The following is a 23,168-nucleotide window of genomic DNA, read 5'->3' on the forward strand; positions in this document are numbered from 1 at the left end:
GGCGAGTTGGCCGGGCTCGCCCGGGGCCAGCCCGCCAGTTCCTGGATCAGGTGTGTCAACCCCTCCAAGCCCTCAACTGCTCCTGCACCGCCGGGCGGGGCCGGTAGGGAACCACCTGGCGGTGCGCGTCCAGCAGATGCGAGGGCAATCGCTGCGACCGGGGGATCCGCTGCGGCCGTGGCCGCGGCGACAGCAACTCCAGCCGAAACCGCGGCTGCTCCAACACCACCACGACATCACCAGCGGCCGAACCGATCTGGATTTCGGCCCTAACACATCCCCGGCCCATTGACCCGTCGGTGCCTTCCCGCCACCTCGCACGCCACCGACCACCTGCCCCCCGCTGTCCGACTGGCCGCCTGACGAACCCCCGGCGTGTTCGGCGGCGCGGCCAGCCGGCGCCTGCTGGTGCGGCGGCCGATCCGCACCCCACCCCTCACACGCCCGAACTAGTAGTTGTCCCCGGCCACCTCGCCAGCCCGCTGCCCGCCACTTCGCGCAGCCCTCATGCTCTGGCGCGCCAGGATGACTCCGTACACCGAAACGCCCAGCCCCACCGCGGTCAAGAAAACCGACAACACGCTGCCCCACCGGTCGGCGTCCTCCAACCCCACCACGGCGAACAACAACCCCACCCCAACCAGCGCAACCCCGAACCCCAACACACCCGCCGTGAGGACAATCCGCCGCGAAGCACTCATCCACCCATCGTGCCCACCCACGAGATCAACCGCCGGGAGAGACCCGAACCGGTCAACACCACGGCCTCGCGCGACTACCGAGCCGGAGAGCTAGTTCGCGCAAACGGCGAGACGATGCGACAGACCACATCGCGCGAACGAGTCCACCGGAACGCGGGGCTGGTGGCCGCAAGGCCCCCGCTTCACACGGCTCCGGAGGCCAGTGCCAGACACGCTCGGTACCTGCATGGATGCCCGCAGAGGGGCGATACCTGGACGCAGATGGCACACGCCGCGCCGCCGGGTGGCCTTCTGCACACGTTGGGTCGGACGCCGCCCTCGGTAGCACTCCGTGCCCAGGTGTCGCTTCGTGGTCGCCCTCCGATGGGGCTCTAGCTGGCGAAGCGTCCCCCGACTGGCCGCATGCAGACCGAGCTGCTCAACCGGCAGCGCCGGCGCACCCGCATCGAACTGGCCAACGCGATTTTCGAGTACCTGGAGATCTTCCACAACCGCCGATGCCGCCACAGCGCGCCCGGGATGCTGAGCCCGGTCGAGTACGAGAGGATCCACTCGGCCCCACTGCTGGCATGAGATTCCGGTATTCCGACACCACCAAACTCGGGGTACATCAACAACTTCACCAAACCCGATACGGCTCACGAATTCCGCGCTGCCGGAGTAGGCGCTGCGGCTCCATTGTCTGGACGGCTCAGGCGAGTTCTTTGTAGAGGAGCTGGGTCAATCCGTTGGAATCGGTGATGATCTGGCTTTTGGTCACTGTGCCTGCGTCCCATGCCTGCATGGCTTCCAGGCGGATGGTGGTGGGCCTGTCGATGTCGATGAAGGCGCGGCCGCTGGCGGTGGTGCCGTAATCGCGATTGATGGCGGGCGGGTGGTTGGCGCTGGTGGCGACCAGGAGATTGCTTTCCTTGACCGGGACGCCGGCGGTGAGGTTGAACACCCGGGAGATGATCCAGGCGTGAGTGGACCGGTTCCGTGCGGTGACGAACTGGCCGCGGACCTGTTGCGTCACCTCGTACGTCCCTCGTTTTTTCAAAGTGACGGTGGTGTGGGTGACAGGAGTCCATCGCCGGGTGGTGGTCGTCAGCGCAGTCGTGTGACCGATCGCTCTGCCGTGGTCTGGCGCGGTGGCGGTCTTTTCGGCTGCGGCCTGCTTGCTGTCGGTGGCCGGGCCGATCAGGGAGGCCAGCGGCGCGGTGATGACGGGCATGAGGGCCAGTCCGAACAGGACGGCCACCGTTTCCAGTGCGGATCTGTCGCCGCGTGTCAGCTGGTGGCCGGGAGCGGCGTGGCTGTCGTGGATGGTCATCGCGCTGTCAGGCCGCGGCTCGTTGTCGAGGATGACGTCGCTGACGGTGAGCGGTCGTCGAGCCGGTCGCAAGAGCGCGGACCGATGATGGCGGCGACGTTGGAGTGGCCGGGGCGAAGGCCACGGTCAGGTACGTGAGTGAGAGCTGCTGGGGCCTTTCCATGCGAGAAGCTTGGCGGGCGCCGTCCATGTCCCGTCCATGCCCGGTCCATAGCAGTTAGGGGTGGGACGGCTAATGGCTCGGCGTGGCATCGGCGAAGATGCCCGAAGGGCGGACGGAATTACGCAACGAAATGAGATTTCCAAAAGAAAGTTTCTTCGCTTCCGGGTGCCCGCACTCATGTCGACAAAGACGGCGGTCTTCGCTCGCATGAGTTCGCCGGGTCACGGAGAGTCGTGAGGCGGGCCAGATACTTGCCGTGCAGGTGAAGAGTGCATTCATTCGCCTGCCGCGAAACACGCAGTATTGTGTTCGAGGTCAGTGTCGAGTTGGGCGGCGACCGACCTTGCCTGCCAAGATGCCGAGAGTTGATGTCGTATGGCTGGAGAATTCAAGATCTTGGGCCCGCTGGAGGTCTGGACGGGTGGGGAGCCGCTGCGACTGAGCGGTGCCGGGCAGCGGAAGGTGCTGGCCGCATTGTTACTGTCAGCAGGTTATGTGGTGCCGCTGAGCCATTTGGTGGATGTGGTCTGGCCGCAGGAGCCGCCTCCCACCGCGGAGAAACGCGTCCGCAATCTGGTGTCCGAGCTGCGGGGGCTGCTCGCCGACGGGGGCCTGGCAGGGCCGGTGGCGGCGGGCGCCGGGTACCGGCTGGACGTCGGAGAGGGCGAGCTCGACGCCGCCGTGTTCGACAGCCGGGTGAGGCGGGCCCGCAGGCATGCCGCCGACGGGCAACCGGCGGAGGCGGTCGCCGAGTTCCGCGCGGCCCTGCACCTGTGGCGGGGGCCGGTGCTCGCGGGGCTGGAATGCCCGGCGCTTCAGCCGCAGGTGACCAGTTGGGAGGAGCGACGGACGGCGGCGCTGGAGGAGGACATCGAGCTGGAACTGGACCTCGGACGGCACCACAGCGTGATCAGCGAGCTGAGCGAGCAGGTGGCCGCGCACCCGCTCCGGGAACGGTTGGCCGGACAGCTGATGCTGGCATTGCACCGAGCCGGTCGGCGGCCGGAAGCGCTGCGGGTCTTCCACGACACCCGCGAGACGCTGGCCGAGGAACTGGGCCTGGACCCCGGCGACCAGTTACAGCGACTGCACCAGCAGATCCTTTCCGACGACCCCGGCCTCGCGGCGTCGCCACCGGATCGACGCAGGCGCGTCCACCAGCTGCCCCACGACCTCGCCGACTTCACCGGCCGCGCCACCGAACTGAACCGGCTCATCTCCGCCCTGCCGGCGGAGGGGGAGCCGACCACCGCGGTGGTGATCAGCTCCATTGACGGGATGGCGGGGATCGGCAAGACCGCCCTCGCGGTGCACGCCGCACACCGGCTGGCCGACCGCTACCCCGACGCGCAACTGTTCATCGACCTGCACGCGCACACCGCCGGAGACGAGCTCGGCACCACGGCCGCCGCCTTGGAGACGCTCCTGCGCGCGGTAGGCGTGCCGAGGGAGCGGATTCCCGACAAGCTGCATCAACGGGCCGGGCTGTGGCGGGACGAACTGGCCGGCCTCAAGGCCCTGATCGTCCTCGACAACGCCACCAGCGCCGAACAGGTGAGGCCGCTGCTGCCCGGCGACCCCGACAGCCTGGTGCTGATCACCAGCCGCCGCCGGCTCACCGATTTGGAGGCCGCCCGCACGCTGTCCCTGGAGGTGCTGCCGCCCGTCGACGCCGCCGCACTTTTCACCCGGATCGCCGACGACGCGCGCGCCGTCACCGAACCGCAGGCCCTGGACGAGGTGGTGAGGCTCTGCGGCCTGTTGCCGCTGGCGGTCCGGATCGCCGCCGCCCGGCTGCGCACCCGCCCCACCTGGACCCTCGCCCACCTAGCCGAACGCCTGGGCGACCAGCAGCGGCGGCTGGGCGAGCTGGCCACCGGCGACCGCAGCGTCGCCGCCGCGTTCGCCCTCTCCTACCGGCAGCTCACACCCGTCCAGCAGCGGCTGTTTCGGCTGCTGAGCCTGCACCCGGGTCCCGATTTCGACGCTCACACCGCCGCCAGAGTCGCCGACATCGCGCTCCAGGAGGCCGACCGGCTCCTGGAGGACCTGCTGGACGTGCACCTGCTGCAGCAACGCACCTTCGGCCGGTACCGCTTCCATGACCTGCTGCACACCTACGCCGCCCACCTCGCTCTTGAAGAGGACACCGAGGCCGACCGGCGCGCCGTCCTGGGCCGTCTCCTCGACCACTATCTCGCTTCCGCCCGGAACCTCTACCGGCTGCTGCGCAACGGCTGCAAGCTCGCCGACGCGATGGCGGCCACCCACTCGGCAGGGGTCGCGTTCGCCGACCTGGCCGAGGGACAGACCTGGGTGCTGAACGAACTCGACGGCATCCTCGGAGCCGTCCGCAGTGCCGCCGGGGACCCCGGCGCGCCGATCGCCGTCGCCGCGGACCTGCTGCTCGCCCTCGACCCCCTGGGCGACATCGCGTTCCTATGGCCGCGGCTCAACGGTCCCGCCGCCGAGATCGCCGACGCCGCGGAGGCGCGCGGTGAGTTCCCCGCCGAAGCCCGGGCCCGTTACATGCTCGGCGGCGGGCTATGGCAGGTCGCCAGGCTGGACGGGGGCGAAGCGCAGGTCCGCCGCGGCATCCGGGCCGCCCACGACGGCGGGGACGAGGCGATCCTGGACCGGCTGCTCAACGTGTCCGCCCTGCTCGCCTCCCATCGGCAAGACCATGAGGAGGCGCTCGCGACCTTCCAGGAGAGCCTGGCGATCAGCCGGCGCTCCGGCGACTGGTGGTCGCAGTTGGAGGTGCTGAACAACATCGCCTATCTCTACATCATCCGGCTCGGGCGTCCCCTGGAGGCGCTGCCGTGGCTGGAGCGCGGGCTGGCGCTGGCGGACAGGGTCGGGGGACAGCCGTCCGCCTGGCAGCACCTGATGATCAACCGCGGCCGGGCGAAGCGGGCGCTCGGCCGTCCGGACGAGGCCGTCGAGGACTTCCGCGCCGCGCTCACCGTCAGCCGCGCGCTCGCCTCCCCTTTCCAGGAGGCGATGGCCCTGCAGGAACTGATGGTGACGATGCGTGGGCTCGGACGCCTGGAGGAGGCCCTCGAGCACGCCGAGGCGAGCCTGGCCATCTGGCGGCGGCTCGGCCAGGAGGCCAGGCAGGCCGCTGTCAGGTTCCAGCAGGAGACGATCCACGCCGAGCTGGACGGATCGCGTCCATTGGCTTGAGCCGCTGCCGGGCCGAACAATGGCCGGGCCATCGGCTGGGATCGCGGGGGCTGTGCCGCGATCCCAGCCGAACCAGGCGCGAGAGGCGCGGACGAGGAAGGCTGCCGGGTCAGGCTCCGACAGTGTTCAGCGACGTGTCCACGAAATGGACTGGCTTTGGGACGAGGTACCGCAGATCCAGATGGAGCCGGGCAGGTTCGCGTCGCCCGCAGGCGCTGTGACCTGGAAGCGGGCGGTGTGCTCCGAGCGGATGACGGTGGCGGCGGTGAATAAGCTCGTGCCGCCCTGGGAAGTGATGACGTCGCCACGCCGGACCGTCCAGTCGATGGCGATCCCGTCGCGATTGTTGCGGTCAAAGGCGAAGCCGTTGGCTGCCAGGAACGAACCCGTGTCCGGGTGGACGTTCACCGGTCCGGCGCAGACGGTGGACCCACGGGTGACGGTGCCCTGAGCGCTGGCCGCGTCCGAGCCGGTAGCGGCCGAGGAGACGGTCCCGAAGACCAGGACGGCCGCGGCCGCCATGACGCCGGCCGAGGCGGTGGCGATGGCCGCGTTGTGCCGGAAAGCGGTCGGCCGGAGCCGAGAGACTAAGCTTGTTATTTATCCAGTTCGGCGGGGTTTGGTGCCCTTCTTGTGATGGGCGGGGCGGGCGTATGCCTCGCCGGTGGCGAGGACGCGTCCCACATCATGGCGGGTCGCCGGGCGGCGGTTCTTCGAGCCGGATGGGCGCCCGGGGCCTGGCGTGGTGGGTTTGGGTGCACGTGCTGGAGACGGTGTCTTCGTGTGGAGGTTCCGGAACCCCCGCCGCACCCGGGCCGGGCTCAACCTGGTGGGTTCGGCCGGTTCCTCCCAGGGGCGGCGCAGGTCGACCGCCAGGGGCCGGGCGAGCTGACCCGCGTGCTGGCCGACCGCGCCGCCGGCGAGCGGGTGCTGGAGGCGGTCGGTGGCCGCGTCGGCGAGGCCGAGCGGCAGACCGCGAAGCCCAGGCCGCGCGGCAGGCGGCCGAGGACGCCCGCGACAGCGCGGTGCGCGACGCGGCCGCCGCCCGCCGGACCGCCGACCAGCACGCCGAGGCCCGCCGCGTCGCCGAGTGGCAGGCCCGCGACGCCGAGGCCGACCGCCGCCGCGACGTCGATGCCGCATGGGCCAAGGTGGTCGAGGCCGAGCGCGCGCAGGCCGCCGCCGAACAGCGCGCCGACGCCGCCTAGGCCAGGGCGCGGGCGTTGCGTTCGGGACCGACGCGCAGGTCCCGGCTGGTGAGAAGGGTGGCGTGCTCCTGGACGCCGAGCCTGGCGACCTCGGGTTCGATGAGGTTCTCCCAAGCGTTGGGTGATATGTAGAGGCCGCTCTGGACGGGGCGCCGCCGAGACGGACGATCGTCTCGCGGAGTGCGTCCCGGGCGGGCCGCGCCGACTCCGGGATCGCGAACCCCGCCAGGTGCCACACCCCGTCCCACGGGGCCTCGCCGCGGTCCTGCCGGTACATGAGCCGCACGAACTCGATGTCGGGCTCGATCGACCGCCGTGTCTCGGTGGTCGCCCGCAGGGTGGCCTTGCGCCCGCGTCCTTCCTGGACAAAACGGCCGTCGGTCACCAGCCGCTTGATGGTCAGCCACGAATGGAGCAACGCAAATGGCTACAGTCCACGGCACGGCAACAACTCCTAACACCCCTGGCGTCCTGGGCGAGAGCGAGAAATGGAATGGTGTACTCGGGGTCAGCAAGGGCGAGGGTCAAGCTGGTGTGGCTGGCGTAAATGAGAGCGGCGGAAACGGACTCTACGGCCGGGGTACAGGAAATGGAGTTTGGGGTCATGGATTCTCAGGCCCCAATTCCGTCGGCGTGGTAGGAGTAAGTGACCACAACGATGGCGTACGTGGGATTTCCTCTACAGTCGGAAAGTCTGGTGTCGCCGGCTTCCACATGGGGGAGCGTGGCCAAGGCCTCTGGGGGCAGTCCGACAAGGGCACGGGCGTCATCGGTCTTAGTAAGACCGGCGTCGCCGTGCATGGCCAGTCGGAGGCGAGCGAGGGGGTGCGAGGCGAGTCTCGGAATCCTCATCACGGTGGGGTCGTGGGTTTTAGTTTCGCGGCAGGGGGGCATGGCGTCTTCGGAGCCTGCGACGAGGGCACCGGAGTAATTGCGGTGACCAAGAAGGGGAATGCCCTATTCGCGAAGGCGGATCAGGGGAAGGCTGGACACTTTCAGGGGGATGTTGAGGTCACGGGAAGGATTCTGAACTCTGACCTTCAGGCGAGGGTCAGCCAGGCAATTTCTGAGGCGACTTCTGCGGCACAAAAGGTTGCGGGTCTGCAGCAGAAGATTGCGGACATGCAGAATCAGCTGGACACGGCTATCTCGAACCTAACAGCCCGGGTTACGCAAGTCCAATTGAACGTCACTGGCTTGACGGCTTATTCTCATTCGCATACTCGGGAAGACTCCGCACTCGATGCAGAAATGGCTGTAATCGCAGCCGACAAAGTAAATCCCGCACCCTCCTCTTTGTCGACTATAGACATGGACGGGCAATCCCTCTCATATCCGGAACCCCCTCCCGTAGACGTATTTTCCACTGAGTGATGTTTTCTCAGTGAAATGATCTACGTGAGGTAGCGCGCAGCGCGCTCTGCGGACGGGCCGAGTGTCGAGCCGTAGATGCACGCGGACGTAAAGCCTCTGGTAGGACAGGTCTCACCACAAGATCATGTCCGTAGCTGGTTAGCGGCCCGGGGTCACGGACCGGCCCGGCACAAGCCACACCGTGCCCGTCATCTGTACATGCTGCGGGGCATCCTGCATTGCGGCATCTGCCACCGCAAAATGGAAGGCTCCTGGAACAACGGTGCGCCCTACTGCCGCTGCCGTTTCCCCGAGGAGTACGCCCTGGCCAACAAGATCACGCATCCGCGCAACGTCTATCTTCGCGAAAGCGTCGCAGCCACTTCGCTCGGCGGTTCTGGCGGTCGGCGTGGGACGGCGACCTCGACAACCCCGACCCGGACCGGCGTCGGGCACCGGTGCTGCGGGGCTTCAGCTTCCACGAGGGACGGCATGCCCAGCGGACCTGGCCGGCCGAGGACGGCGTCCCCGATGTGGCACGCGCGGCCCGGCTGGGGCACAGACTGCCCGGGGTGGCCGATGTCTACGAGGACGTGACGCCCGTGATGAAAGAGCGAGGTTCTTCGGACCCTGCAGAAGCGGTGGGAGACCTCGTTGCTGGCTCTGCGGGCCGATGAGCGGGACCGGCTCGTCACCGCCGCACCCCAGATGAGGAAGGTTCTCGCTAGACTGTGGACGAGGAAGCAGGTCGGGAGCGGTGGCAGCGGACGAGAGCAAGATCATCGCCCAGATATCGCCCAATCAGGCTTGAGGCCTCGGTCGTTAACAACACGAGCATGGCCCCTGACCTGCGCAGGAGTGTGGTGGGCGATACTGGGATTGAACCAGTGGCCTCTACCGTGTCAAGGTAGCGCTCTCCCACTGAGCTAATCGCCCTTGCGAGGTGGAGACGGGATTTGAACCCGTGTACACGGCTTTGCAGGCCGTTGCCTCGCCTCTCGGCCACTCCACCAGAAGGAGACCTTCTGGGTCACAGCCTGAAAGGCCCCTCAGAGCGGAAGACGGGATTTGAACCCGCGACCCTCACCTTGGCAAGGTGATGCTCTACCCCTGAGCCACTTCCGCTTGTGCCGCCTCGCGGCGACGGGGAAAACCTTAGCGCGTCCTCGGCGGTTCCCCAAACCGGTTTCGCGGCGGGACGCTTCGACGTGGGGCGAAGAGTGCGTCGCCTAGAGTCGGGGCATGGGCTCGGAGCATGGTCTGAGTGCGGACTTCGCGCCGGTCGCGGCGCTACTGGCGGACCGGGCGCGGGCGGCGATGCTGACCGCGCTGCTGGACGGGCGGCCGCTCGCGGCGGGGGAGTTGGCGCGGGCGGCGGGCGTCGGCGCGCCGACGGCTAGCGCGCATCTGGCGCGGCTCCTGGACGGCGGGTTCGTGACGGTGGTCAAGCAGGGGCGGCACCGGTACTACCGGCTGCGGGGCGGCGAGGTCGCGCAGGTGATCGAGGCGCTGTCGCGGATCAGCCCGCCGGTGGAGGTGCGTAGCCTGCGGCAGTCGCGGGACGCGCGGCGGCTGCACGAGGCCCGGACGTGCTACGACCATCTGGCCGGGGAGGCCGGGGTCGCGTTGTTCGCGGCGCTGGTCGGCGGCGGGCTCATCGAGGCGGGTAGGGACGACGCGTTCGAGGTGACTGAGAAGGGCGCGGAGCGGTTCGGGGCGCTGGGCTTGGATCTGGCGGCGTTGCGGAAGGCTCGCCGCAGGTTCGCGTGGCAGTGCCTGGACTGGACGGAGCGGCGCCCGCATCTGAACGGGGCGCTGGGCGCGGCGCTGACGGCGCGGATGATCGAGCTGGGCTGGTTCGAGCGGGGCACGACCCGCCGGGCGCTGGTCGTGACGGAGAAGGGGCTGGCGGGGCTGGCCGGTTCGTTCGGGTGCGTGCTGCCGTGAGTTTCGCGTACGCGGGGGGTCTGCTGGCGACGGGTCTCGTCGATCTGACGAACGATCTGGGGGCCTTGGATTCGCAGGGCTGGTGGGCCGTGGTCGTGACCTATGAGGGGAAGGCCACGTGCGCCCGGTTCGAGAGTGTGAGACCGGCAGAACATCCGGGGGGTGTGTGGGCGAGGCCGGGGGAGTGGAGCAGTTCGCTGGACGAGGCCGCGTACATGGCAGGCGTCGAGAGGATCCGGAGCGCGATCGCGGACGGTGTCGTCTACCAGGCCAACCTGTGCCGGGTGCTGTCCGCGGAGCTGCCCGGCGAGTCGAGTATCGCGGGGCTGGGGGCGAGGCTCGCCACGGGGAATCCGGCTCCGTACTCGATGACGATGAAGGTGCCCGGGCTTGAGGTCGCGTGTGCGTCGCCCGAGTTGTACCTGTCCCGGGACGGGGACGTGGTCGAGTCCCGTCCGATCAAGGGGACGGCGAAGACCGTGGACGGGCTGACGGCCAAGGACGACGCCGAGAACGTGATGATCGTCGACCTCGTCCGGAACGATCTGGGACGGGTCGCCGAGGTCGGGTCGGTGGAGGTGCCGGGCCTGTGCGAGCTGGAGGAGCATCCGGGGCTCGTCCACCTGGTGTCGACCGTCCGGGCGCGGATGGCCGGGGGAGGGTGGCCGGAACTGATCGCCGCGACGTTTCCTCCGGGTTCGGTCACCGGCGCCCCGAAGGCGAGCGCGCTCGACCTTCTGGAGGTGCTCGAACCGGTGCCGCGCGGCCCGTACTGTGGGGCCATCGGCTGGGTGGACGCGGACGCCGGGCGCGGCGCCCTCGCGGTGGGGATCCGGAGCTTCTGGGCGGAGAACGGCCTGCTCCGGTTCGGTACCGGCGCGGGCATCACGTGGGGGTCCGATCCGCTTCGCGAATGGCGCGAGACCGAGCTGAAGGCGGCTCGGCTTTTGGAGGTGGCTTCCGGTGACGGCGCAGGTCCCGATCTGGCTGAACGGGGAACTCGTCGATCCTGAGCGTGCGACGGTGTCGGTCTTCGACCACGGCATGCTCGTCGGCGACGGGGTCTTCGAGACGGTGAAGGCGACGGACGGGGAGCCGTTCGCGCTGACCCGGCATCTGCGGCGGCTGGCCCGCTCCGCGACCGGCCTCGGCCTGCCCGAGCCCGACCATGACGCGCTCGCCCAGGGGACCCTCGAAGTGCTGGCGGCGGCGCCGAAGTGGCCGCTGGCCCGCGTCCGCATCACCTACACCAGCGGCCCGGGGCCGCTCGGGTCGGCGCGCGGCGACGCGGGGCCGACGGTGTCGATCATCGTGGCGCCGCAGCCCCCGTTCCCGGCGACGGCGGACGTGACGGTCGTGCCGTGGTCGCGCAACGAGCGCGGCGCGCTGGCCGGGCTCAAGACCACGTCCTACGCGGAGAACGCGCTGGCCCTCGCGTACGCCAGAGAGCGGGGCGGCGGCGAGGCGATCTTCGGCAACACGGCCGGGAACCTGTGCGAGGGCACGGGCACGAACGTCTTCGTCGTCCTCGGCGGGCGGCTCATTACGCCGCCGCTGGAGTCCGGTTGTTTGGCCGGGGTGACGCGCGCGCTGACGCTGGAGTGGTGCGGCGGCGAGGAGGATGACGTCGCGCTGGACGACCTGTACCGCGCGGAAGAGGCGTTCCTGACGTCCACGACCCGGGACGTCCAGCCGATCCGCGCGGTGGACGGAACGGTCCTGGCCGCCGCGCCCGGCCCGATCACCGCGAAGGCCATGGCCGCGTTCGCCGCCCGTTCCGCCGAGCTCATGGACCCCTGACCGGGACGCCGCCAAGACGCGGACCCGCACGCCTTTACGCGATCGACCTCTTCGTTCACCGTAAGTGGTGACGCTTGTAGGAGGTCACCCATGGGCTATTCCGGCAGGGACTTCTCCACGAGGCGGATCGGCGCGGCGGCCGCGCTCGTCATGGCGGGCGCGGCGCTCGCCGGGTGCGGCGACGGCGGGTCCTCGACCGATCCGAACCGGGGCAAGGACGCCAAGAGCTACTCCCTGACGATCACCCGCAACGCCATCGAGGGCGGCAAGAACACCGAAGAGGCGGAGTGGATCACCAGGACGGTGATCCCCGGGTTCGTCGCGGCGCAGAAGGCGAAGGGCGTCACCGCGAAGGTGACGTTCCGCGGCCAGGGCGTGGACGACGAGTCGTACAAGACGAAGCTGGCGCTCGACCTGAAGTCCCGGTCGGGCGCCGACATCATGGACGTCGACGGCATCTGGGTCGGGGAGTTCGCGCAGGCCGGCTACCTCAGGCCGCTGCCGGAGGTGGTCGGCGCGCCGGCGGACGCGTGGGACGGCTGGCCGACCATCCCTGGAACGGTCCAGAAGCTGGCCATGTTCGAGGAGAGGCGCTACGGCATCCCGCCCGCGACCGACGGGCGCGTCCTGTTCTGCAACAAGAGGCTGTTCGCGCGGGCCGGGCTCCCGGACGGCTGGCAGCCGAAGACCTGGCAGGACATCATCGCGGCCGGCCGCGCCCTGAGAAGGCTCCCCAGCGTGACACCGATCCAGCTCAACGCGGGCACCGCCATGGGCGAGGCGACCAGCATGCAGGGCGTCCTGCCGATGCTGGCCGGTGCCGGCGCGGAGATCTACACCGGCGGCACGTGGACGGGCGGCGGGCAGGCCGTCAAGCAGGTCCTCGGCCTGTACGCGCAGATCTACGGCCCCGAGGGCCTCGGCGACCCGAAGCTCCAGCAGGAGGCGAAGGGGCGCGACAAGTCGTTCGAGGAGTTCGCCGCCGGCAAGATCGGCATCCTGGCGGAGGGCGACTACTTCTGGCGGGACGTCCTCAACCCGAAGACCGGCGTCGCGAAGATGAAGACCCGCGACCAGGACGTCGGCTACGCGCTGATCCCGGCGGTCGCCCCGGGCAAGGGCGTCCGCGGCCAGTCGTACGTGAGCATGTCGGGCGGCGCGGTCACCGTCATGAACCCGAACACGAAGTACCCGCAGCAGGCGTTCGAGCTGCTGGCCTTCATGAACTCGGCGGAGATGACCAAGGCGCGGACGGCCGGAACGCCCGAGCTCACGTCCCGCACGGACGTGAACAAGGAGATCCTCGCGGGCGACCCGTTCCTGACGTTCGTGTCGGAGAAGGTGCTGCCCGTCACGTCGTACCGTCCGGGCCTCGCCGTCTACCCGGAGGTTTCGACGGCGTTGCAGGAGGCCACGGCGAGCGTCGTGGCGGGCAAGAGCCCCGCCCAGGCCGCCGCCGAATACGCGAAGAAGCTGGAAGGGATCGTCGGTGGCGCCGCCAACGTCACCCCGCGCTGACCTCGGACCTCCGGCGCCACGGGACGCCGGGGACGACGCGGCCGGGCTGGGACGCGGCCGGGCGGCGGCGTTCGTCGCGCCCGCGCTGGTCCTCATCGCGGTGTTCCTGGTGTTCCCCGCCCTCTGGACGCTGTATCTCGGCACGACCGACTACCGGCTCACCGGCATCGCGGCGTCAGACCCGAAGTTCGTCGGCGCGGACAACTACGGCGACGTGCTCGGCGACGGCGACTTCCACCGGTCGCTGTGGCTGACGCTGCAGTTCGTCGTCGGGTCGGCGGTGCTGGGGCAGACCGTCCTCGGGTTCGCGATCGCGTGGGTGATGCGCGACCGGCGCGGGCTTTTGCGGCGCCTGGTGGAGGGGCTGGTGCTGCTCGCGTGGATCCTGCCGGGGTCGGTCATCGCGTTCCTGTGGATCGCGCTGCTGGACCGCGACGGCGGCACCCTCAACGCCCTTCTCGGCACGCCGGGCACGGCATGGCTGCTCGACCATCCGATGGCGTGCATCGTCGTGTTCAACATCTGGCGCGGCACCGCGTTCTCGATGATGCTGTACGGCGCGGCGATCGGGAACGTGCCGCCGTCCCACCTGGAGACGGCGCGGCTCGCGGGCGCGTCCACGTGGCAGACGCTGCGGGACGCGGTGCTCCCGCGCATCCGCGGGCACGTCCTGACGAGTCTGCTGCTGGTCAGCCTGTGGACGTTCAACGACTTCACACCGTTCCTGATCACGGCCGGGGGCCCGGACGGACGGTCGGAGATCATGTCGGTCTACGTGTACCGGACGGCGCTCGGCGACGGGCGGCTCGGCTTCGGCGCCGCCATCTCGCTGATCATGATCCTGATCAACCTGGTGATCGCGCTGCTGTACCTGCGCGCCCTGCGCGACCGCTCCAGGAAGGCGGCGGTGGCGTGAACGAGACCGTCCGGGAGGTGCTGCGGAGGATCGGGCTGGCCACGTTCGTCTCGGCCGTCCTCGGGTTCTTCTCGCTGCCGCTGCTCTGGCTGGCGTTCGCGCCGTTCGACGCCGATCCCGGCATCTCGGCGTCGCTGCCCGAGTTCACCCTGCACAATTTCCAGCTCTTGATGGACAACCCGTACGCGCTCGCGTCGCTGCGCAACTCGGTGCTGCTCGCCGTGGGGACGGCCGCGCTCGTCGTCACGGCGGCGGCGCTGGCGGCCTACGCGCTGAGCCGCGTCCGCGTGCCCGGGCGGGACGCGCTGCTGTACGTCCTGCTCCTGCTGTCGTCCATCATCACCGGGACGGCGGCGATGGTGCCGATCTTCCTGCTGGCCTTCAACCTGCACCTGGTCGACTCGCGGCTCGGCGTGATCCTGGTGCTGACCGGCGGGCTGCTCCCGGCGGCGATCTTCCTGCTGAAGGACTTCACCGACGCGACGCCGACGTCCTACGAGGAGGCCGCGCGGGTGTTCGGGGCATCGCCGCTGCAGATCCTGCGGCACGTGGTCGTCCCGGTGATCCGGCCGGGGCTCGCCACCGTCACGGTGTGGACGGTCGCGCAGGTCTGGGGCGACTTCCTGATGCCGTTCCTCCTGCTCCGCGACCCGGACAAGGCCCCGGCCTCGGTGATCATGTACACCTTCTACACCGAGGGCGGCCAGCCGGACCTGCCGCTGATCTCCACGTTCTCGCTGCTGTACTCGCTGCCGGTCGTGCTCATGTACCTGTTCGTGAGCCGCCGCTACGGATTCCGCTTCCACGGAGGGATCAAGCGCTGATGGCCGACATCACGATCCGGGGGCTGACGAAGGTGTACCCGGGCGGCGTCCGGGCTCTGGACGCGCTCGACCTCGACGTGGCGGAGGGCGAGTTCTTCGCGCTGCTCGGCCCGTCCGGCTGCGGGAAGACGACGCTGCTGCGCACGATCGCCGGGCTGGAGACCGCGACCGACGGGACGATCCGGCTCGCCGGCTCCGACGTGACGAGGTTGCCTCCCGGACGCCGCGACGTCGGCATGGTGTTCCAGGACTACGCGCTGTTCCCGCACATCAACGTCCTGGACAACATCGCGTATCCGCTGCGCGTCAAGAGGGCCGCCCGGGCGGACCGTTACCGCCGGGCCAAGGACGCCGCAGGCCTCCTCGGCCTGCTGGGCTTGGACGGGCGTCGTCCCGCCGAACTCTCCGGCGGCCAGCAGCAGCGGGTCGCGCTGGCCCGCGCGCTGGTCGCCGAACCGCGGATCTTCCTGCTGGACGAGCCGCTGTCGAACCTGGACGCGCGGCTCCGGCTGGAGGCCCGCACACAGCTCAAACGGCTCCAGCTGCACCTCGGGGTCACCACCGTCTTCGTCACCCACGACCAGGCGGAGGCGCTCGCGCTCGCCGACCGGATCGCGGTCATGGAGGCCGGGCGGATCCGGCAGCTCGGCACGCCGGTCGAGGTGTTCCGGCGGCCCGCGAACCTCTTCGTCGCCGCGTTCATCGGATCCACGCCGATGAACCTGCTTCCGGGGACCGTCCGGGACGCGTCCGTCACCGTCGCGGGGGCGCGGCTGCCCGTCCCGGATGACGTGCGGGGGGAAATTCCGGACGGAACGGACGTCGTGTGCGGGGTACGACCCGAATACCTTGACTTCAGCGAGGTCCCCGCCGATCCGGCGGGCGGCGCGTTCGGCGGGACGGTGTCCGTCATCGAGCACCTGGGCGGGTCCTCGCTGGTGACCCTGGACGGGGAGGGCGGACCGGTGCGCGTCGTCGTGGCGGAGGGCAGCGAGCCCGAGCCGGGCACCGAGGGCTGGGCGGTGCCGCGCCCCGGCCGCGTCCTGCTCTACCGGGACGGCGAACTGGTGACGGCGGCGGCGCCCGCGATGGCTCCGACGATCAAGGACGGAGGACAGGGATGACGGTGACCGTGCATCGGGGGCGCTGGAGCCTGGAGGACCGCCTGGAGCGAGGGCTCCGCGAACTGCCCATCGACGTCCCGTCCGGCACGGCGTCGATCACGGTCGAGCTGTCCTTCGAGGGAGGCGTCATCGACCTGGGCTGCCACGGCCCGGACGGGTTCCGGGGCTGGTCCGGCGGGGCACGCCGCCAGTACACGGTGACCGCCGAGTGGGCGACGCCTGGGTACCTGCCAGGGGAACTGGAACCGGGCACGTGGCACGTCTGGCTCGGCCTGCACCGGATACCGCCCGACGGCGTCCCGTACGAGGTCAAGGTCACCTGTTCCGGGGCGCTTCCACCACGGCCTGACGAGACGCCTCCGCCGCGTCCGGAACGCCCGCCGCGCCGTGACCTGCCCGCATCGGACGGGATGCGCTGGCTCGCCGGTGATCTGCACTCCCACACCGTCCACAGCGACGGGACGCTCACCGTCCACGAACTGGCGTGTCTCGCCGCGTCCCGCGGGCTGGACTTCCTCGCCGTCACCGACCACAACACCGTCAGCCACCATCCCGGGCTGCCCGCCGCCGGGGCGCACGCCGGGATCACGCTGCTGCCCGGCCAGGAGGTCACCACCGACCTCGGGCACGCGAACGTGTTCGGCGACACCGGCTGGGTCGACTTCCGGCGGCCGAGCGCCGACTGGGCCGCGTTCGCCGACGCGCGCGGCGGGCTCATGTCGATCAACCATCCGCTGAGCGGCGACTGCGCCTGGCGCCACCCGCTGCCCGCCGCGTCCCGGCCCAGGTTCGCCGAGATCTGGCATCCGACCTGGTGGGACCGGCGCTGGGGCGCGCCGCTGGCATGGGCGGACGTGTGGCGTCCGGGCGGCGTCGTCCCGCTCGGCGGCAGCGACTTCCACGACCCGGACCAGTTCAAGAACGTCGGCGAGCCCGTCACCTGGGTCCTCGCCGAGGACGACGGTGCGGCGGGCGTGCTGGGCGGCCTCGCGGCGGGCCGCACGTCGATCTCCGCCGGGCCGGACGCGCCCGTCCTGCTGCGCGTCGACGGGGAGCTGATCGCGATCGGCGCGGACGGGACCGTCCTCGTCCGGCCGGACGGGCGGCGCGCCGCCGTCCGGGGCGACCGCGTCCGGATGCCGGCGGACGGCCCGGGAATGCACCGCCTGGAAACCCATGAGAACGAGGTGATCGCACTGTGCGGGTAGAGGCCGCGGGGCGGGTGGCGTCCCCCGAGATCGTCGTCGTCCCCCACACCCACTGGGACCGCGAGTGGTACCTGCCGTTCCAGCGTTTCCGGCTCCGGCTCGTGTCGCTGCTCGACGGCGTCCTCGACCGTATGGACGCCGACCCGCGCTGGCGTTTCACGCTGGACGGGCAGATGGCGGCGGTCGACGACTACCTGGAGATCCGTCCGGAGCGGCGCGCGCGCGTGGCCGCGCTGGTCACCGAGGGGCGGCTGGCCGTCGGGCCCTGGCAGATCCTGCACGACGAGTTCCTGTCCTCCGGGGAGAACATCGTCCGCAACCTGGAGCTCGGGATGCGGCGCGCGGAGGAGCTGGGCGCCGTGATGATGGTCGGCTACCTGCCCGACCAGTTCGGGCATTGCGCGCAGACGCCGCAGATCCTGAAGCTGGCGGGGATCGAGCACGCGTGCGTGTGGCGCGGCGTGCCCGACCGCGTCCGGTCGCACGCGTTCGCCTGGGAGGCCCCGGACGGGACCGCGATCCGGACCCAGTACCTGCCCGAGGGCGGCTACGGCAACGCCGCCTCGATGTTCGAGGAGTTCGGGCACGGGCCGTCGAGCGGAGCTCGTCCGTTGGATGGTGGTGGGCGGGGGCTGGAGGACGGTGCGTCGCTGCTCCCGGGCCGCGCCGCCGGTTTCGCCGAGGCGATGGGCCGCTGGTATCCGCGCGGCGGGCCGCTGCTGGCCATGTACGGAGCCGACCACACCGCGCCCGCCGCCGACCTCGCCGACCGGATCTCGGGCGCCGGCCCCGGCATGCGCCTCGACACCCTCGCCGGGTACTTCGCGGGGGAGACGACGTCCGTGGACGGGCTGCTCCACGTCCGGGGCGAACTGCGGTCGCACGCCCGCGCGAACATCCTCCCCGGCGTGATCTCCGCCCGCGTCCGGCTCAAGCAGCTGCTGGGACGTGCCGAGCGGCTCGTCGAGCGGTACGCCGAACCGCTGACCGCCCTCTGGTACGCGGGCCGCGGTTCGGATTCATCGGCCCGGACGTTCCTCGACCTGGCATGGCGGCGGCTCATCGAGACGAGCTGCCACGACTCCGTGACCGGCTGCGGCAGCGACGAGACCGCCGAGCAGGTCGCGGCGCACATGGCGGAGGCGGAGCAGCTCGGACGCGCCGTCTGCGACCTCGTCACCGCCGAGCGCGCCGCGTCCGTGCCGCTCGGCTCGCACCTGGTGTTCAACCCGACCCCGGCGGCCCGCACCGGCCTGATCACCGTGGACGTCCCGGCGCCGGAAGGGGGGCCGGGGCTCGTCACGGGCGACGGGCGTCCCGTGCCCGCGCAGACACTCGACATCGCGCCGACCGTGCTGGACGACGCCGTCCATCCGGCCTCCGACCTGCCCATCGTCCTGGAGCGCGTGTACGGGCGGGTGCTGTTCGGGCAGGAGATCCGCGACTGGTCGGTGTCGCGGGACGACCGCACGCTCACTTTCCACGTGACGTCCCGGGCCGACGCCCCGTTCGACGTCGGCGACGTGCGCGAGGCGCTGCGCGGGGCGGAGGGGGAGTGGCGCGTCCGGATCCTGGCCGACCCGCGCCGCACCGTCGCCGCGCTCGTCGAGGTGCCCGCGCTGGGCTTGACGACGGTGACCCCGGCTGCCGGTTCGCCCGCTCCGGACGGCCCGGTCACGGCCGGCGGGAACGTCCTGGACAACGGGCTGCTGCGCGCGGAGATCCGCGAGGACGGCACGCTCAGCCTCCGCACCCCGTCCGGCCAGGTCATCGAAGGCGCAGGACGGATCGTGGACGGCGGCGACCTCGGAGACTCCTACAACTACGCCCCGCCCGCCGCCGACCGCGTCATCGAGGACCCGCTGACCGTGCACGTCGAGCCCGTCTGGAGCGGCCCGCTGCTGGCCGCGTACGACATCGTCCGGACCTACCGCTGGCCCGCGTCTGGACACGTCGAAGGCGACGCCCGCTCAGACGCCGAGGAGGACGTGACCGTCACCACCCGGGCCGAACTCCGCGCGGGCGAGCCCTTCCTGCGGCTGCGCGTCACGTTCGACAACCGCTGCGAAGACCACCGCGTCCGCCTGCACGTACCGCTGCCGCGCCAGGCCGCCTCGTCGTTCGCCGAAGGCCAGTTCGCGATCACCGAGCGCGGGCTGACGGCCGAGGGAGGTTTCGGGGAGCGTCCCGTCCCGACGTACCCGGCGTCCGGATTCGTGGCCGCAGGCGGGCTCGCCGTCCTGCTGGAGCACGCCACCGAGTACGAGATCACCGGCGGCGGACGGGAGATGGCGCTCACGTTGCTCCGCTCGATCGGCTACCTGTCGCGGGACCGCAACGCCCACCGCGACCAGCCCGCCGGTCCGCAGCTCCCGACCCCGACGGCCCAGTGCCGGGGCCTCCGGACGGCCGGTTTCGCGATCATGCCGTGCGGCGGCGGGCGTCCCGGCGCCGACGTCCTCCGCGCGGCCGAGGCGTACCGGCACGACCTGCTCACCGCCGTCGGCTACGGACATGCCACCGCGCCCGCTCCGCCGTCCCGCGAGGGTGTCGCGATCTCGGGCGACGGCGTCGTCATGACCTCCCTCCGGTCACGCGACGGCTGGATCGAGACCCGGATGGTCGCCCAGTCCGACGAGCCCACGACCGCCGTCCTGCGCGGCGCGTTCACCGAGGCCACCCGCGTCGACCTGCGTGGACGTCCCGGGCTGCCCATCGACGTCCACGACGGGTCGGCCGCGCTGGCGCTGCGCCCGTGGGAGATCGCGACGGTGCGGCTCAGACCTTAGAAACGGACTGCGTCCGGGCCGCCGCCATGGCCGCGCCCACGATGCCCGCGTTGTTCACCAGCCGCGCCGGCACGATCTCCGCCCGCACCCCCGTGATGAGCGGGACGAACTGCGCGGACCGCCTGCTCACCCCGCCGCCGAGGATGATCAATGACGGGGAGATCAGCGCCTCCAGGTGCCGCAGGTACACGCCGAGCCGCTTCGCCCACTTCTCCCAGCCGAGTCCCTCGTCCTCCCGGGCCTTGGCGGACGCGCGCTCCTCGGCGTCCCGCCCGCCGATCTCCAAGTGCCCGAACTCGGTGTTCGGGACGAGGACGCCGCCGGTGAACAGGGCGCTGCCGATGCCGGTCCCGAGCGTGAGCACCACGACGGTCCCGCCGCGGCCGCGTCCCGCGCCGAGCCGCATCTCGGCGAGCCCGGCGGCGTCGGCGTCGTTGAGCAGCGTCACGTCCCGCCCGGTCTCGTCCGCGAACATGGACGCCGCGTCCAGCCCGATCCAGTGCTTGGACACGTTCGCCGCCGACAGCGTCACGCCGTCGATCACCACCCCGGGATAGGTGACGCCGACCGGGCCGTCCCACCCGAAATGCTCCACGATCTCGCGGACGACCTTCACGACCGCCTTCGGCTTGGACGGCTGCGGCGTGTCCACCCGGAACCGGTCGCGGGTGAACGAGCCGTCCGCCAGATCGACGGGCGCGCCCTTGATCCCCGACCCGCCGATGTCGATCCCCAGCATCTCCGTGGCCATGCCTTTACTGTGCCCGATGGGGGCCGGGCCTACGAGTCCTCCACCACTTGCAGGCCGACGACGCCGACGAGGATGAGCGCGAGGAACCCCAGCCGGACGGGCGACGCGCTCTCGCTGAACGCGACCATGCCCGCCACCGCGACCCCGACCGCGCCCAGCCCGACGAAGATCGCGTAGGCCGTGCCGACCGGCAGCACCCGCAGCGACAGCGACAGCACCACCACGCTGAGGACCGCGACCGACAGCCCGATGACCGTCGGCCAGAGCTTCGTCAGGCCGTCCGACTCCTTCAGCGCCGTCGCCCACACCAGCTCCATCAGGGAGGCGACGACCAGCAGCACCCAGGCCATCAGGCCGCGTACCCCCCGTCCACGGCGATCGCCGCCCCCGTCACGTAGTCGCCGCCCGGGCCCGCCAGGTGCGCGACCATCGCGGCGATCTCCTCCGCGCGCCCGTACCGGCCGAGCGCCGTGAACCCCCGCTCGAACTCGGCGTCGGGCGAGTCGGCCGGATTCATCTCGGTGTCGGTCGAACCCGGCTGGACGACGTTCGCGGTGATCCCGCGCGGCCCGAGATCGCGCGCCAGGCCCCGGGTCAGCCCGGTCAGCGCCGACTTGCTCATGGCGTAGAGCGTCCAACCGGGGTAGGGGACGCGCTCGGCGAGGCTGCTGCCGATGTTGACGATCCGCCCGCCCGGCCCGAGATGGCGGGCCGCCGCCTGCGCCGCCACGAACGCCGCGCGGACGTGCAGCGCGAGGGTCAGGTCGAGCTCCTCGGCGGTGACGTCCTCCAGCGGCCCGTACGGCGCGATCCCGGCGTTGTTGACCAGGATGTCGAGCCGTCCGAACTCCGCCGCCGCCCGATCCACGGCCCCGGTCGCGGCCGCGGGGTCGGACGCGTCGGCGGCTATCGCCAGCCCGCGCCGCCCGGCCGCCTCGATCCCGCGCACGATCTCGGCCGCCCGTTGCGGGGCCCGCACGTACGTCACGGCGACGTCCGCGCCCTCCCGCGCCAGCCGCAGCGCGATCGCGGCGCCGATGCCGCGCCCGCCTCCGGTCACCAGGGCGGCGCGTCCTGCAAGCTCAGCCGACATTCCAAGCCTCCGGTACTAATAGGAGAAGTTTCCGCTTAGCGAGGTTAACCGGAGAATTCTCCGGATACAAGTCCGGTTAGTCTGCTGTGCTGTGCCGAGAGGGGACGGAATGCGCGAGCTGCCGGTCGTGGGAAGCCCGCCCGTCGAGCGCGCGGACGCGGCGCTCAACCGGCGCCGCATCATCCGCGCCGCCGCCGAGATGATCGCCACCCGCGGCCCCGAGGCCGTCTCCATGGACGAGGTCGCCCGCGCCGCCGGCGTCGGCGTCGGCACCGTCTACCGCCGCTTCGGCGACCGCGCCCGCCTCGTCTACGCCGTGATCGACGAGCGGGAGCGCGACTTCCAGGCCGCGTTCATCCAGGGCCCACCGCCGCTCGGGCCCGGCGCGGACCCGTCCGACCGCCTCCGCGCGTTCCTGCACGCCCTGGCCGACCGCACCGAGGCCCAGGCGGACCTCCTGCTCATGGCCGAGTCGGGCCCGTCCGACGCCCGCTTCCGGGACGGCTCCTACGGCCTGTACCACCGGCACCTGGCGTTGCTGCTCAGCGAGATCCGTCCCGCCGCGGACACCGCCTACCTCGCCGACGCGCTCCTCGCGCCCTTCGCCGCGAACCTGTTCCTCTACCAGCGCCGCACCCGAGGCATGCCCCTGGCCCGCATCAAGACCGGCCTGGACGCACTGGCCGACAGCCTGATCACGAACCGCCCGAGAGCCTGATCACGGACGGCCCGAGAGCCTGATCACCGACGGGCCGAGAGCCTGATCACGGGCCGATCCTGAGCGAAAGCCCTTTATGGAGACGGCCGCGGCCCGTCAGACTGGGAGACGTGAATGACTTCGATCTCCTCGTCCTCGGTTCGGGCCCCGGCGGGCAGCGCGCCGCCATCGCCGCCGCCAAGCTGGGCCGCAAGGTCGGCATCGTCGACCGCCGCGACATGATCGGCGGCGTCTGCATCAACACCGGGACGATCCCGTCCAAGACGCTCCGTGAGGCCGTCCTGTACCTCACCGGCCTCAACCAGCGCGAGCTCTACGGCCAGAGCTACCGGGTCAAGGAGGACATCACGGTCGCCGATCTCGGCATGCGGACCCAGCACGTCATCGGCCGGGAGACCGACGTCGTCCGCAGCCAGCTCGCCCGCAACCGCGTCGCCGTCCTGCCCGGCTTCGGCCGGTTCCTCGAACCGAACGTGGTCGGGATCATCAGCAACGGCGACCGCGAGCAGAAGGTCACCGCCGACCGGGTCGTCATCGCCACCGGCACCCGCCCGGCC

General features: G+C 70.9%; 21 protein-coding genes, 3 tRNA genes and 2 pseudogenes. 15 read left to right on the forward strand and 11 right to left on the reverse strand.

Features of this window, described 5'->3' with window-relative positions:
* Window positions 1–449 precede the first annotated feature (449 nt).
* Window positions 450–701: a hypothetical protein gene (locus ETD83_RS04220; protein ID WP_138643708.1), complete on the reverse strand. Its 252-nt coding sequence runs from the start codon at window positions 699–701 to the stop codon at window positions 450–452.
* 402 nt (window positions 702–1,103) lie between these two features.
* Here ETD83_RS04220 and ETD83_RS04225 point away from each other — a divergent pair.
* A pseudogene (locus ETD83_RS04225) lies at window positions 1,104–1,274 on the forward strand (IS3 family transposase); the annotation flags it as partial.
* Window positions 1,275–1,392: 118 nt separating this feature from the next.
* On the opposite strand, the gene ETD83_RS04230 reads toward ETD83_RS04225, so the two are convergent.
* The gene (locus ETD83_RS04230; RefSeq protein ID WP_138643710.1) at window positions 1,393–2,013 is read right to left on the reverse strand and encodes a hypothetical protein; all 621 of its coding nucleotides are present in this window, start codon (window positions 2,011–2,013) and stop codon (window positions 1,393–1,395) included.
* A gap of 538 nt (window positions 2,014–2,551) precedes the next feature.
* On the opposite strand from ETD83_RS04230, the gene ETD83_RS04235 reads away from it, so the two are divergent.
* Window positions 2,552–5,362, forward strand: a complete 2,811-nt coding sequence (locus tag ETD83_RS04235) for an AfsR/SARP family transcriptional regulator (protein ID WP_138643711.1) — start codon at window positions 2,552–2,554, stop codon at window positions 5,360–5,362.
* Window positions 5,363–5,488: 126 nt separating this feature from the next.
* On the opposite strand, the gene ETD83_RS04240 is transcribed toward ETD83_RS04235, so the two are convergent.
* Window positions 5,489–5,884 carry a hypothetical protein gene (locus tag ETD83_RS04240; protein ID WP_138643712.1) on the reverse strand — a complete coding sequence of 132 codons (396 nt, stop codon included), beginning with the start codon at window positions 5,882–5,884 and terminating at the stop codon, window positions 5,489–5,491.
* 503 nt (window positions 5,885–6,387) lie between these two features.
* On the opposite strand from ETD83_RS04240, the gene ETD83_RS42230 reads away from it, so the two are divergent.
* Window positions 6,388–6,570, forward strand: coding sequence for a hypothetical protein (locus tag ETD83_RS42230; protein WP_171064012.1), 183 nt, complete (start codon window positions 6,388–6,390; stop codon window positions 6,568–6,570).
* Here ETD83_RS42230 and ETD83_RS04250 read toward each other — a convergent pair.
* Together ETD83_RS04250 and ETD83_RS45845 are read right to left on the reverse strand one after the other, a co-directional pair.
* A complete protein-coding gene (locus ETD83_RS04250; RefSeq protein WP_138643713.1) occupies window positions 6,567–6,806 on the reverse strand; it encodes a hypothetical protein in 240 nt (79 codons plus the stop codon). The genes ETD83_RS42230 and ETD83_RS04250 overlap by 4 nt on opposite strands.
* A pseudogene (locus tag ETD83_RS45845) lies at window positions 6,767–6,847 on the reverse strand (hypothetical protein); the annotation flags it as partial. The gene ETD83_RS04250 and the pseudogene ETD83_RS45845, both read right to left, overlap by 40 nt.
* Before the next feature lie 146 nt (window positions 6,848–6,993).
* On the opposite strand from ETD83_RS45845, the gene ETD83_RS04255 reads away from it, so the two are divergent.
* Window positions 6,994–7,944: a hypothetical protein gene (locus tag ETD83_RS04255; RefSeq protein ID WP_138643714.1), complete on the forward strand. Its 951-nt coding sequence runs from the start codon at window positions 6,994–6,996 to the stop codon at window positions 7,942–7,944.
* An 840-nt stretch (window positions 7,945–8,784) separates the two neighbouring features.
* Here the strand turns inward: ETD83_RS04255 and ETD83_RS04260 are convergent.
* The 3 genes from ETD83_RS04260 to ETD83_RS04270 all read right to left on the reverse strand — a co-directional run bounded on the left by ETD83_RS04260 (window position 8,785) and on the right by ETD83_RS04270 (window position 9,048).
* Window positions 8,785–8,859: transfer RNA gene (locus tag ETD83_RS04260), tRNA-Val, on the reverse strand.
* A 5-nt stretch (window positions 8,860–8,864) separates the two neighbouring features.
* Window positions 8,865–8,935 (reverse strand) — tRNA-Cys (locus tag ETD83_RS04265).
* A 41-nt stretch (window positions 8,936–8,976) separates the two neighbouring features.
* A tRNA-Gly gene (locus ETD83_RS04270) sits at window positions 8,977–9,048 on the reverse strand.
* Between the two features lie 117 nt (window positions 9,049–9,165).
* Between ETD83_RS04270 and ETD83_RS04275 the strand changes: the two genes are divergently transcribed.
* The 9 genes from ETD83_RS04275 (at window position 9,166) to ETD83_RS04315 (ending at window position 20,049) form a co-directional block, all read left to right on the forward strand.
* Window positions 9,166–9,870 (forward strand): ArsR/SmtB family transcription factor, encoded by a 705-nt coding sequence (locus ETD83_RS04275; RefSeq protein ID WP_138643715.1) that lies wholly within the window; start codon window positions 9,166–9,168, stop codon window positions 9,868–9,870.
* On the forward strand, window positions 9,867–10,883 hold the full coding sequence (locus tag ETD83_RS04280; protein WP_230420659.1) for a chorismate-binding protein: 1,017 nt from the start codon (window positions 9,867–9,869) through the stop codon (window positions 10,881–10,883). Before ETD83_RS04275 ends, ETD83_RS04280 begins: the two co-directional genes overlap by 4 nt.
* The gene (locus tag ETD83_RS04285; RefSeq protein WP_230420660.1) at window positions 10,834–11,670 is read left to right on the forward strand and encodes an aminotransferase class IV; all 837 of its coding nucleotides are present in this window, start codon (window positions 10,834–10,836) and stop codon (window positions 11,668–11,670) included. Before ETD83_RS04280 ends, ETD83_RS04285 begins: the two co-directional genes overlap by 50 nt.
* 90 nt (window positions 11,671–11,760) lie before the next feature.
* Entirely contained in the window at window positions 11,761–13,188 is a 1,428-nt protein-coding gene (locus ETD83_RS04290; protein WP_230420661.1) for an extracellular solute-binding protein, read from the forward strand.
* Entirely contained in the window at window positions 13,160–14,104 is a 945-nt protein-coding gene (locus ETD83_RS04295; RefSeq protein WP_138643716.1) for a carbohydrate ABC transporter permease, read from the forward strand. The genes ETD83_RS04290 and ETD83_RS04295 overlap by 29 nt, the downstream gene beginning before the upstream one ends.
* Window positions 14,101–14,928, forward strand: a complete 828-nt coding sequence (locus ETD83_RS04300) for a carbohydrate ABC transporter permease (protein WP_138643717.1) — start codon at window positions 14,101–14,103, stop codon at window positions 14,926–14,928. Before ETD83_RS04295 ends, ETD83_RS04300 begins: the two co-directional genes overlap by 4 nt.
* On the forward strand, window positions 14,928–16,052 hold the full coding sequence (locus tag ETD83_RS04305; RefSeq protein WP_138643718.1) for an ABC transporter ATP-binding protein: 1,125 nt from the start codon (window positions 14,928–14,930) through the stop codon (window positions 16,050–16,052). The genes ETD83_RS04300 and ETD83_RS04305 overlap by 1 nt, the downstream gene beginning before the upstream one ends.
* Window positions 16,049–17,260: a CehA/McbA family metallohydrolase gene (locus tag ETD83_RS04310; RefSeq protein ID WP_138643719.1), complete on the forward strand. Its 1,212-nt coding sequence runs from the start codon at window positions 16,049–16,051 to the stop codon at window positions 17,258–17,260. Before ETD83_RS04305 ends, ETD83_RS04310 begins: the two co-directional genes overlap by 4 nt.
* Window positions 17,251–20,049, forward strand: a complete 2,799-nt coding sequence (locus tag ETD83_RS04315) for a glycoside hydrolase family 38 N-terminal domain-containing protein (protein WP_230420662.1) — start codon at window positions 17,251–17,253, stop codon at window positions 20,047–20,049. Before ETD83_RS04310 ends, ETD83_RS04315 begins: the two co-directional genes overlap by 10 nt.
* Here ETD83_RS04315 and ppgK read toward each other — a convergent pair.
* The 3 genes from ppgK to ETD83_RS04330 are packed head-to-tail and all read right to left on the reverse strand — an operon-like array spanning window position 20,039 to window position 21,893.
* Window positions 20,039–20,800, reverse strand: a complete 762-nt coding sequence (ppgK, locus tag ETD83_RS04320) for a polyphosphate--glucose phosphotransferase (protein ID WP_138643720.1) — start codon at window positions 20,798–20,800, stop codon at window positions 20,039–20,041. The two genes, ETD83_RS04315 and ppgK, sit on opposite strands and share 11 nt — an antisense overlap.
* 29 nt (window positions 20,801–20,829) lie before the next feature.
* Window positions 20,830–21,150, reverse strand: coding sequence for a DMT family transporter (locus ETD83_RS04325; protein WP_138643721.1), 321 nt, complete (start codon window positions 21,148–21,150; stop codon window positions 20,830–20,832).
* Entirely contained in the window at window positions 21,150–21,893 is a 744-nt protein-coding gene (locus ETD83_RS04330) for an SDR family oxidoreductase (protein WP_138643722.1), read from the reverse strand. Before ETD83_RS04330 ends, ETD83_RS04325 begins: the two co-directional genes overlap by 1 nt.
* Before the next feature lie 109 nt (window positions 21,894–22,002).
* Here ETD83_RS04330 and ETD83_RS04335 point away from each other — a divergent pair, with 109 nt between their 5' ends.
* Together ETD83_RS04335 and ETD83_RS04340 are read left to right on the forward strand one after the other, a co-directional pair.
* Window positions 22,003–22,611 (forward strand): TetR/AcrR family transcriptional regulator, encoded by a 609-nt coding sequence (locus ETD83_RS04335; RefSeq protein WP_138643723.1) that lies wholly within the window; start codon window positions 22,003–22,005, stop codon window positions 22,609–22,611.
* A 110-nt stretch (window positions 22,612–22,721) separates the two neighbouring features.
* Window positions 22,722–23,168: FAD-dependent oxidoreductase (locus tag ETD83_RS04340; RefSeq protein WP_138643724.1), on the forward strand; the 447-nt coding region annotated here is incomplete at its 3' end.

The organism is Actinomadura soli, from assembly GCF_005889715.1.
Taxonomy (GTDB): domain Bacteria; phylum Actinomycetota; class Actinomycetes; order Streptosporangiales; family Streptosporangiaceae; genus Spirillospora; species Spirillospora soli.

What these genes read in the sequence shown, in the direction of transcription:
- ETD83_RS04325 (WP_138643721.1), bottom strand. Translation starts at nt 21,150, where the DNA reads ATGGCCTGGGTGCTGCTGGTCGTCGCCTCCCTGATGGAGCTGGTGTGG.
- ETD83_RS04305 (WP_138643718.1), top strand. Translation starts at nt 14,928, where the DNA reads ATGGCCGACATCACGATCCGGGGGCTGACGAAGGTGTACCCGGGCGGC.
- ppgK (WP_138643720.1), bottom strand. Translation starts at nt 20,800, where the DNA reads ATGGCCACGGAGATGCTGGGGATCGACATCGGCGGGTCGGGGATCAAG.
- ETD83_RS04240 (WP_138643712.1), bottom strand. Translation starts at nt 5,884, where the DNA reads ATGGCGGCCGCGGCCGTCCTGGTCTTCGGGACCGTCTCCTCGGCCGCT.
- ETD83_RS04330 (WP_138643722.1), bottom strand. Translation starts at nt 21,893, where the DNA reads ATGTCGGCTGAGCTTGCAGGACGCGCCGCCCTGGTGACCGGAGGCGGG.
- ETD83_RS04275 (WP_138643715.1), top strand. Translation starts at nt 9,166, where the DNA reads ATGGGCTCGGAGCATGGTCTGAGTGCGGACTTCGCGCCGGTCGCGGCG.
- ETD83_RS04255 (WP_138643714.1), top strand. Translation starts at nt 6,994, where the DNA reads ATGGCTACAGTCCACGGCACGGCAACAACTCCTAACACCCCTGGCGTC.
- ETD83_RS04230 (WP_138643710.1), bottom strand. Translation starts at nt 2,013, where the DNA reads ATGACCATCCACGACAGCCACGCCGCTCCCGGCCACCAGCTGACACGC.
- ETD83_RS04290 (WP_230420661.1), top strand. Translation starts at nt 11,761, where the DNA reads ATGGGCTATTCCGGCAGGGACTTCTCCACGAGGCGGATCGGCGCGGCG.
- ETD83_RS04335 (WP_138643723.1), top strand. Translation starts at nt 22,003, where the DNA reads ATGCGCGAGCTGCCGGTCGTGGGAAGCCCGCCCGTCGAGCGCGCGGAC.
- ETD83_RS04310 (WP_138643719.1), top strand. Translation starts at nt 16,049, where the DNA reads ATGACGGTGACCGTGCATCGGGGGCGCTGGAGCCTGGAGGACCGCCTG.
- ETD83_RS04220 (WP_138643708.1), bottom strand. Translation starts at nt 701, where the DNA reads ATGAGTGCTTCGCGGCGGATTGTCCTCACGGCGGGTGTGTTGGGGTTC.
- ETD83_RS04235 (WP_138643711.1), top strand. Translation starts at nt 2,552, where the DNA reads ATGGCTGGAGAATTCAAGATCTTGGGCCCGCTGGAGGTCTGGACGGGT.